This is a genomic window from Dyella lipolytica, assembly GCF_030160075.1.
Lineage (GTDB): Bacteria > Pseudomonadota > Gammaproteobacteria > Xanthomonadales > Rhodanobacteraceae > Dyella_B > Dyella_B lipolytica.
This window is the reverse complement of the sequence record NZ_BSNQ01000003.1, coordinates 1,312,533-1,320,010: the sequence shown is the minus strand read 5'-3', so window position 1 is coordinate 1,320,010 and position 7,478 is coordinate 1,312,533. Positions and strand designations below refer to the sequence as shown.

Below are 7,478 nucleotides of genomic sequence, written 5' to 3'. Positions count from 1 at the left end.
GGGATTGGTGGAGCGGAGGAGGATCGAACTCCCGACCTTCGCATTGCGAACGCGACGCTCTCCCAGCTGAGCTACCGCCCCACGCGAGCTGCAAATGGTAGCAGTGGCCCCCCGTTGCGCCAAGCCCTTAGCCGGGTAGCAGGCTGGCCAGACGGTCGTGCAGCACGCTGCGCCGCCAGCCTTCCAGCGATTCCGGCCACTGGGCGGTTACCACGTATTCTTCCAGCGCCTTGCGTGGGCAAAGCAGACCCGGGGGCAGATCGAGTTCCTCGGCCAGCGTGTCGACGCTCTGTTTCATCGCAGCGAGGGCCTGTTTGGCGTTGCCTTGGGGGTAGGAAGGAATAGGGGCGGTTGCCGCGATTTCCTCGTCGCTGGCGGCGGTCGCCAGCAGTTCAAACAGTTCTTCGCGTTGCGCGGAGCGCAGGGCGCGCTGGCCGCTGCTGCGTTGCTCGAGCTCAGTGAGGCCTTTAGGGGGATGTTGCGCGAAGCTAAGCGTAAGCGCGTCTTCCAGCAGCCAGGGGCGAGGCCGGTCCACTCGACGTGCGGTGGTATCGCGCCATAACAGGATGCGGCGCAGCAGCGCCTGTTGTTCGCGTGGCCATTCGGCCGCACCGCGCAGCGCCAGTTGCGGCTGCGGGTCGCCTTCGCGCGGACAGCTCTTGCGTTTGAGCCGTTCGCAGTCTTCTGCGTGCCAGGCGGTGCGGTCACGCTCTGCAAGGCGTTCGGTGAGTTGTTGGTGAATGGTGTCGAGGTACACCACATCCAGTGTCGCGTAAGCACTCTGCGAGGAGGTGAGTGGGCGCTGCATCCAGTCGGAGCGTGTTTCGCCTTTGTCGAGTTCCATGCCCGCCAGCTCGGCGACCAGGGCGCGATAGCTGATGCCCAGGCCCATGCCGACGAAGGCTGCGGCAATCTGCGTGTCGAACAGAATGCGCGGGCCTTCCGGCAGCCACGGCGAAAGTGTCTCCAGATCTTCGCTCGCGCTATGCATCAGCGTCACGACATCGCCACGGTTCAAAGGCTGCAACGCATCGGCGATATCGAAGGCGAGCGGGTCGACCAGCGCATAGCGACCGTTCCAACCCAGCTGTAGCAGCGCTAACTGGGGATAGAAGGTATTGCGACGCATGAATTCGGTGTCGAGACCGAGGGCTGCGCTGGATGAAAGTCCGGCCAGCCACTGCTCAAGGTCGCTGCGTTGGTCGATCCAGTCCGCCTTGGGCGGCTGTGCGGGGAGGGACATGCATGTTCCTTGGAGCGACAGCGAAAGCGATTCGTGATTGCCCCGTCATCGGCAGTGCCATATGGTAAGCAGCGAACCATAGCAGGCCAGCCACGGAACGCCCACCATGCCGAGCAAGGAAACCGTACGTCGTCAACGCGCATTGGGTGGGGCGCTCGGTGTGGTCGTGCTGGCGTTCGGGCTCACATATCACTTCTTTCCGCAGGTTTTTCACGTGAGCCCGGAGGAAGTGGCGAGGCAGAGTTCGCCGAGTTCGGGCAGCTTTGCGCCTTCTGCGCCCGCGCGCGCCGGCAGTGTGCTGCCTACCGCTCAAGACGAACTCAACGCCGGTCCGCCGCTGACGTTGGCGCCGACGGCGGTCATCGCGGCGCGCCTGAGTCGCAAGAGCGCACCGTTGCCCGAGCAGCTGAGCGCCGACACACCTGAGGTGCGGGCACTACTCGAGCGCGCCAGCAAAGCATTCCTGGCGGGTCAGGTGGCCGGCGACAAAAACAGTGCCGCTGCGTTGTATGCGCAGGCGCTCAAGCTCAAGCCGGACAGCCGCGCCGCCGCGCAGGGTCTGGATCAGGTACGCACGCACTTGATCGCCGAGATCACCCAGGACATCGCTATCGGCGATTCCGAATCGGCCGGGACGCTGCTCGACAATCTCAAGACCATGCCCAATACGGCGAGCGATGTCGCGCCGCTTGAAGCGAACATGAAGACCCTGGTAGCCGTGCGCCCGATGTTGGCCAAGGCCGCCGATCTGCTGCAACAGGGGCATGCCGATCAGCCTGCGAACGACAACGCGTTGGCGTTGTACCGACTAGTGCAGAAGCTGGATGCGGAAAACGCCGTCGCGGCGCAAGGCGTGCTGCAGGTGCAGCGAGTGGTGCTCGATCGCGCTCTGGCCGCCGTCGCGCAAAACGATTTTGCCGGTGCAGAAACAGCTATCGGCGAAGCACAATCGATCCAGCCCGATTCCCCCCAGTTGCAGAGCGTACGCAATCAGGTCGATGGTATTCGTCAACAACGTGCCACAGGCGTGCTGGCACAGGCGCGTTCGGCGCTGGATGCCGGCAACATACCCCTGGCTAAACAGCTGGCTGGGCAGGCGCAGGCGATCAGTCCCCAGCTGGCCGGCATCGCGGAATTCGAGGAGCGGCTAACCAACGCGAGCTTGTATGCGAACTACAAGCCAGGACAGGTGTTCACTGATCGCTTCGTTGATATGACTGGGCAATCGCCCACCATGCTGGTGATTCCTACCGGCAACTTCATGATGGGTGCGCCGGATGGCGAGCCCGGGCGCAGTGACGCGCAGCTGCCGCAGCACCAGGTGTCCCTCGACAAGGGGTTCGCGCTGTCGCAGGCTGATATCACCGTCGGCCAATTTCGCGAATTTGTACGCGCCAGCGGTTACAAGCCCGACTCGGTGACCATCGGCGGTGCCAGTGTCTACGACGAGCGCACGGGTGTGATGCGCGACGACAGCAGCGTCACCTGGGAAGACGATTACGCAGGGCGTTCCGCGGCGGACAATTTGCCCGTGGTGAACATCTCCTGGAACGATGCCCATGCCTATGTGCAATGGCTGAGCCAACGCACTGGCAAGAAGTACCGTTTGCCCAGCGAGTCGGAGTTTGAGTACGCCCTGCGCGGCGGCACCACCACGCGTTATTGGTGGGGCAAGAGCACGCCAAGCAGCAAGGTGGAAAACCTCACGGGCTCGCTCGATCGTTCACCCAGCGGGCGGCGCTGGAGTCACGCCTTCCAGGGTTATGGCGACGGCTACTGGGGACCTGCGCCGGTAATGACTTTCGCGCCCAACCCCTTCGGTCTTTACGACATCGACGGCAACGTTTCGGAATGGATGTCCGATTGCTGGCACGACAATTACATTCGCGCACCCGTGGACGGCAGCGCATGGGTCAATCCCGGATGCTCGACGCGCGTGGTGCGAGGTGGCTCGTGGGGTAGTTCGCCGGAGCAGGTGAACTCGGCGTACCGGCAGGGCGCCGATGCCAGCGTGCGTAGCGGCCGCGTTGGCTTCCGCATTTTGCGTGAGCTGTGATCGTCACAAACGCCAAAACGACGAAAGCCGCCTTGCGGCGGCTTTCAACCTGTAATCTGGTGCCCAGGAGAGGACTCGAACCTCCACGGTTTTACCCGCTAGTACCTGAAACTAGTGCGTCTACCAATTCCGCCACCTGGGCAGGTGCCGCAGTCGCCTTTACGGCTGTGCGAGCCGCGTAGAGTAGGCATCGGCGTACGAGTTGTCAACCATTTCTTCACGGCTGCTGGCGCTATTAGGCGATCTGCCGCGAAACATTTATTGAATCATTCATCGAGGCCTTAGAGCCTGTCTAAGGTCTCCGAGTAGCCCGCGTTGAGCCCGTATACTCGCCAGGTGGTAGTGTGCGGCGCAGCGCCTGACTGGCTGTCAGGTCAAGCCGCGCGCTGCCGCTTGGCGAGTATACGGGCTCAACCCTTCGGGCCGGGTCTGTTTGCCCACACGCCTGCGTCCTCGCTCAGTCGTGTATCGACATACACTCCTTCACTCCTCCTTGTCGTGCGCGCAAACAGATCCCGGCGCGGGCCACTCGGAGACCTTAGACAGGCTCTAGGCCGTGACCCAGAAGAAAATCCCCGGCAAGGACAAGGCTCCGCGCAAGGCGGCCAAACCGCCCAAGGCTCACTCGGGTGCGGAGAGGGCCGGACGCCGCGCCGCCGCGCCCGGTAAAACGGCCGCTGCCAAGCGACCGCACGATCCGTTTGCCAAACGCGAGGCGGAACGCTACGAGCAGCCGATACCCAGCCGCGAAGCCATCCTCGCCCTGCTCGAAGAACGCGGCGAATTGCTTACCGAAGCGCGCATCGCCGACGCACTGCATTTGCATGACGAGTACGGCATTACCGCCCTCGGCAAACGGCTCGGCGCGATGGTGCGCGATGGCCAGCTATTGCTGGGTCGTCGCGGCGGCTATGCACCGGCACGGAAGCTGGACCTGCTTCCTGGTGTCGTGTTGGCCAACGCGGAAGGCTACGGCTTCCTGCGTCCCGACGAAGGCGGCGACGATCTTTATCTATCGCCTTACCAGATGCGTAGCGTGATGCACGGTGACCGTGTACTCGCCAGCGTGGTCGGTGTGGACCGGCGCGGCCGCCGTCAGGGCGCGATCGTCGAAGTGTTGCAGCGGCGTTCGCCGCGATTGGTCGGCCGCGTGGTCACCGACAACGGCGTCACCCTGGTGGTGCCCGACGATCGTCGCCTGCATCAGGACGTGATGATCGTGCCCGGCAAGGAACAGGGTGCGCGTTCCGGGCAGATCGTGGTGGTTGAAATCACCGATCCGCCGACGGCCTATCGCGGTCCGCTGGGTGCGATTCGTTCGGTGCTCGGTGACCGTCTGCAGCCCTCGTTGCTGGTGGAAATGGCCATCGCCAGCCATGACCTGCCGCACGAATGGCCGCCGGAAGTGCTGCGCGAAGCGGCGCAGATCGAACCGGAAGTAACGGCTGCCGAGCGAGAAGGGTGTATCGATCTGCGCAAGCTGCCGCTGGTGACGATCGATGGCGCCGATGCGCGCGATTTTGACGATGCCGTGTATGCCGAGCCGAAACGCGGTGGCGGTTGGCGTCTAGTCGTGGCGATTGCCGATGTGTCGCACTACGTACGCGTCGGCAGCGCGCTGGACAAAGAAGCCTACGAGCGCAGCACATCCACCTACTTCCCCGGCTTCGTCGTACCCATGCTGCCGGAGACGCTCTCCAACGGTATCTGCTCGCTCAATCCCAAAGTGGAGCGCCTATGCATGGTCTGCGACATGCAGATCGACGCGACAGGCGAGGTGGTCAAGTCGAAGTTCTACGAAGCGGTGATGCGCTCGCACGCGCGCCTCACCTACGACAAGGTGTGGCAGGTCATCGGTCTGAACGACGCCGATGCGCGACACGAAGTGGCCGATGTACTGCCGCAGTTGCAAAACCTGCACACGCTGTACAAGGCGATGGCCGAGCAACGTCGCCGCCGCGGTGCGATCGATTTCGAAACGCCCGAGGTGAAGTTCCGCCTCGACCAAACCGGTGAAGTGGAGACGGTCGGTGCCACCGAACGCAACGACGCACACAAACTGATCGAGGAATGCATGATCGCCGCCAACGTGCAGGCGGCCATGTTCCTGGAAAAGCGCAAGATCCCCGCGCTGTATCGCGCGCACGAACCGCCGCCGGCGGAGAAATACGAAGATCTGCAGCAGTTCCTGCGCGAATTCAAGCTGCGCATGCCGCCGCTGGAAGAAGTGACCCCCGGCGACTACGCTGATGTACTGCGCATGGTGCGGGACCGCCCCGAGCGCGAACTGATTCAATCGGTGCTATTGCGTTCGCAAAGCATGGCGGCCTACCAGCCCGACAATCGAGGCCATTTCGGCCTGTCACTGACGGCTTACGCGCACTTCACGTCGCCGATCCGCCGCTATCCCGATCTACTGGTTCATCGTGCGATCCGTTACGCCTTGAAAGGCGGCAAACCCGCGGATTACGACTACACCGACGCGGCGATGGCTGCGATGGCGGTGCATTGTTCGCAACGCGAACGCCGTGCCGAAGAAGCCGAGCGAGATGTGGATGAGCGTTTCCGGTGTGCGTGGATGGCCAAGCATGTTGGCGAAGAGTTTGAAGGCACCGTCACCGGCGTTACCTCGTTCGGCCTGTTCGTCGAGCTGGACGAATCGAAGGTGTCAGGTCTCGTGCACATCAGCCAGCTGTCCAACGACTACTACCATTTCGATCCGGTGCGACATCTGCTGAAAGGCGAACGCACCGGTTCGCAGTTCCGCCTGGGCGATCACGTGCGCGTGCAAGTGCTGCGTGCCAGCCTGGAGGATCGGAAAATTGATTTCCGCCTCGTGCAACAAGCGAAGGGCGCTGCCGCGCCGGTACCTTCGACACAGCAGCGTGCTTACGATTACTCCTCGGCGGGCGAGCGCTATTCGTTGCCATCCGGCCGCAAACCGCTGCCGTCGCTACCGACATTGCCAACGCGTGATAATGTCGCGGCGAAACACGGCACCGGCAAGCCAACAAAGAAGATGTCGGCGGGTAAAAGCGGTGCCGCTGCGGACAAGCACAAGGGTCAGCTAGCCAGCGGCAAGGCTAGCAGCAAGGGCAAGTCGCGAGCGGCCCAGGGCCGCTCGCCGAAACCGAAAGGCAAACGATGAGCGAGAGTTGGATCGTCGGGATCAACCCGGTCGAAGGCGCGTTGAGCAACGATGCCGAGCGCGTGCGTGAAGTGCTGGTGGAAAACGGCCAGCGCAACCCGCGCGTACATGAACTGGCCGAACGTGCCAAAGCGCTGAAGATTCCCGTCCATCACCGTCCGCGCGAACAGCTCGACCGCGTAGCCGGCGAGGCGCGGCATCAGGGGGTGGTTGCGCTCTACGAGGCACCGCCTCTGGCTGGTGAAAACGACCTGCATGATTTGCTCGAAAAAGCCGGCAACGATGCCTTGCTATTGGTGCTCGACGGTGTGACCGATCCGCACAATCTCGGCGCCTGTCTGCGCAGTGCAGCAGCAGCCAATGTAACGGCGGTGATCGTGCCGAAGGATCGCGCAGTGGGACTTACCCCCGTCGTGCGCCGCGCCTCGGCCGGCGGTGCGGATCGGGTGCCACTGATCGCCGCGACCAATCTTGCGCGCGTCATGCGGACCTTGAAAGATGCAGGCGTGTGGATCACCGGCCTGGCCGGCGATACGGAACAATCGATTTACGATATCGATCTGAAAGGGCCAGTCGCCCTAGTGTTGGGCAGCGAAGGTGAGGGCATTCGCCGGCTGACACGCGAGACCTGCGACTTCGTAGCGAAGATACCGATGCCCGGTGCGATGGAAAGTCTCAACGTGTCGGTGGCGGCCGGTGTCGTTTTATTTGAAACGTTACGTCAAAGGAGTGTGCGATGACGTTCTATTGGCACGACTGGGCGGGATACATCGGCGTGGTGCTGGTGCTGCTAGCCTTCCTGCTGCTGCAAGCCCACAAGTTGCACGGCAACGGTCTGGTCTACCAGCTGATGAATGTGCTGGGCGCTATCGGCGTGTTGCTTTCGCTGCTGTTCGGTACGTTCAATGCGGCCGCGTTCTTCATGCAGGTGGCCTGGTTGCTGATAGGTGTCTACGGTATCGCGCGGGGCATGCGCACTCGGCGCGAAGCTCGCGGAAGCGGCCGCTGAACTGCATGCGGTCCCCGGACCA

The 7,478-nt window shown here is 62.9% G+C and carries 5 protein-coding genes and 2 tRNA genes; 4 read left to right on the top strand and 3 right to left on the bottom strand.

The genetic code is table 11. The features are described 5' to 3' along the window. Positions 1-5 precede the first annotated feature (5 nt). Both QQL64_RS07340 and QQL64_RS07335 read right to left on the bottom strand, forming a co-directional pair. Positions 6-81 (bottom strand) — tRNA-Ala (locus QQL64_RS07340). Positions 82-127: 46 nt separating this feature from the next. Further along, positions 128-1,243, bottom strand: a complete 1,116-nt coding sequence (locus QQL64_RS07335) for a ribonuclease D (RefSeq protein ID WP_284397638.1) — start codon at positions 1,241-1,243, stop codon at positions 128-130. Positions 1,244-1,349: 106 nt separating this feature from the next. On the opposite strand from QQL64_RS07335, the gene QQL64_RS07330 reads away from it, so the two are divergent. Next, a complete protein-coding gene (locus QQL64_RS07330) occupies positions 1,350-3,299 on the top strand; it encodes an SUMF1/EgtB/PvdO family nonheme iron enzyme (protein WP_284397637.1) in 1,950 nt (649 codons plus the stop codon). Between the two features lie 57 nt (positions 3,300-3,356). Here the strand turns inward: QQL64_RS07330 and QQL64_RS07325 are convergent. Then, positions 3,357-3,441: transfer RNA gene (locus QQL64_RS07325), tRNA-Leu, on the bottom strand. Positions 3,442-3,855: 414 nt separating this feature from the next. On the opposite strand from QQL64_RS07325, the gene rnr reads away from it, so the two are divergent. Genes rnr through QQL64_RS07310 form a run of 3 tightly spaced genes read left to right on the top strand, consistent with a single transcriptional unit; the run spans position 3,856 to position 7,456 of the window. Further along, a complete protein-coding gene (gene rnr, locus QQL64_RS07320) occupies positions 3,856-6,447 on the top strand; it encodes a ribonuclease R (protein ID WP_284397635.1) in 2,592 nt (863 codons plus the stop codon). After that, entirely contained in the window at positions 6,444-7,187 is a 744-nt protein-coding gene (rlmB, locus tag QQL64_RS07315) for a 23S rRNA (guanosine(2251)-2'-O)-methyltransferase RlmB (protein WP_284397633.1), read from the top strand. The genes rnr and rlmB overlap by 4 nt, the downstream gene beginning before the upstream one ends. Then, complete coding sequence (locus QQL64_RS07310) at positions 7,184-7,456, top strand: CBU_0592 family membrane protein (protein ID WP_284397631.1); 273 nt, start codon at positions 7,184-7,186, stop codon at positions 7,454-7,456. The genes rlmB and QQL64_RS07310 overlap by 4 nt, the downstream gene beginning before the upstream one ends. Positions 7,457-7,478: the final 22 nt, after the last annotated feature.

What these genes read in the sequence shown, in the direction of transcription:
- QQL64_RS07335 (WP_284397638.1), bottom strand. Translation starts at nt 1,243, where the DNA reads ATGTCCCTCCCCGCACAGCCGCCCAAGGCGGACTGGATCGACCAACGC.
- QQL64_RS07330 (WP_284397637.1), top strand. Translation starts at nt 1,350, where the DNA reads ATGCCGAGCAAGGAAACCGTACGTCGTCAACGCGCATTGGGTGGGGCG.
- rlmB (WP_284397633.1), top strand. Translation starts at nt 6,444, where the DNA reads ATGAGCGAGAGTTGGATCGTCGGGATCAACCCGGTCGAAGGCGCGTTG.
- QQL64_RS07310 (WP_284397631.1), top strand. Translation starts at nt 7,184, where the DNA reads ATGACGTTCTATTGGCACGACTGGGCGGGATACATCGGCGTGGTGCTG.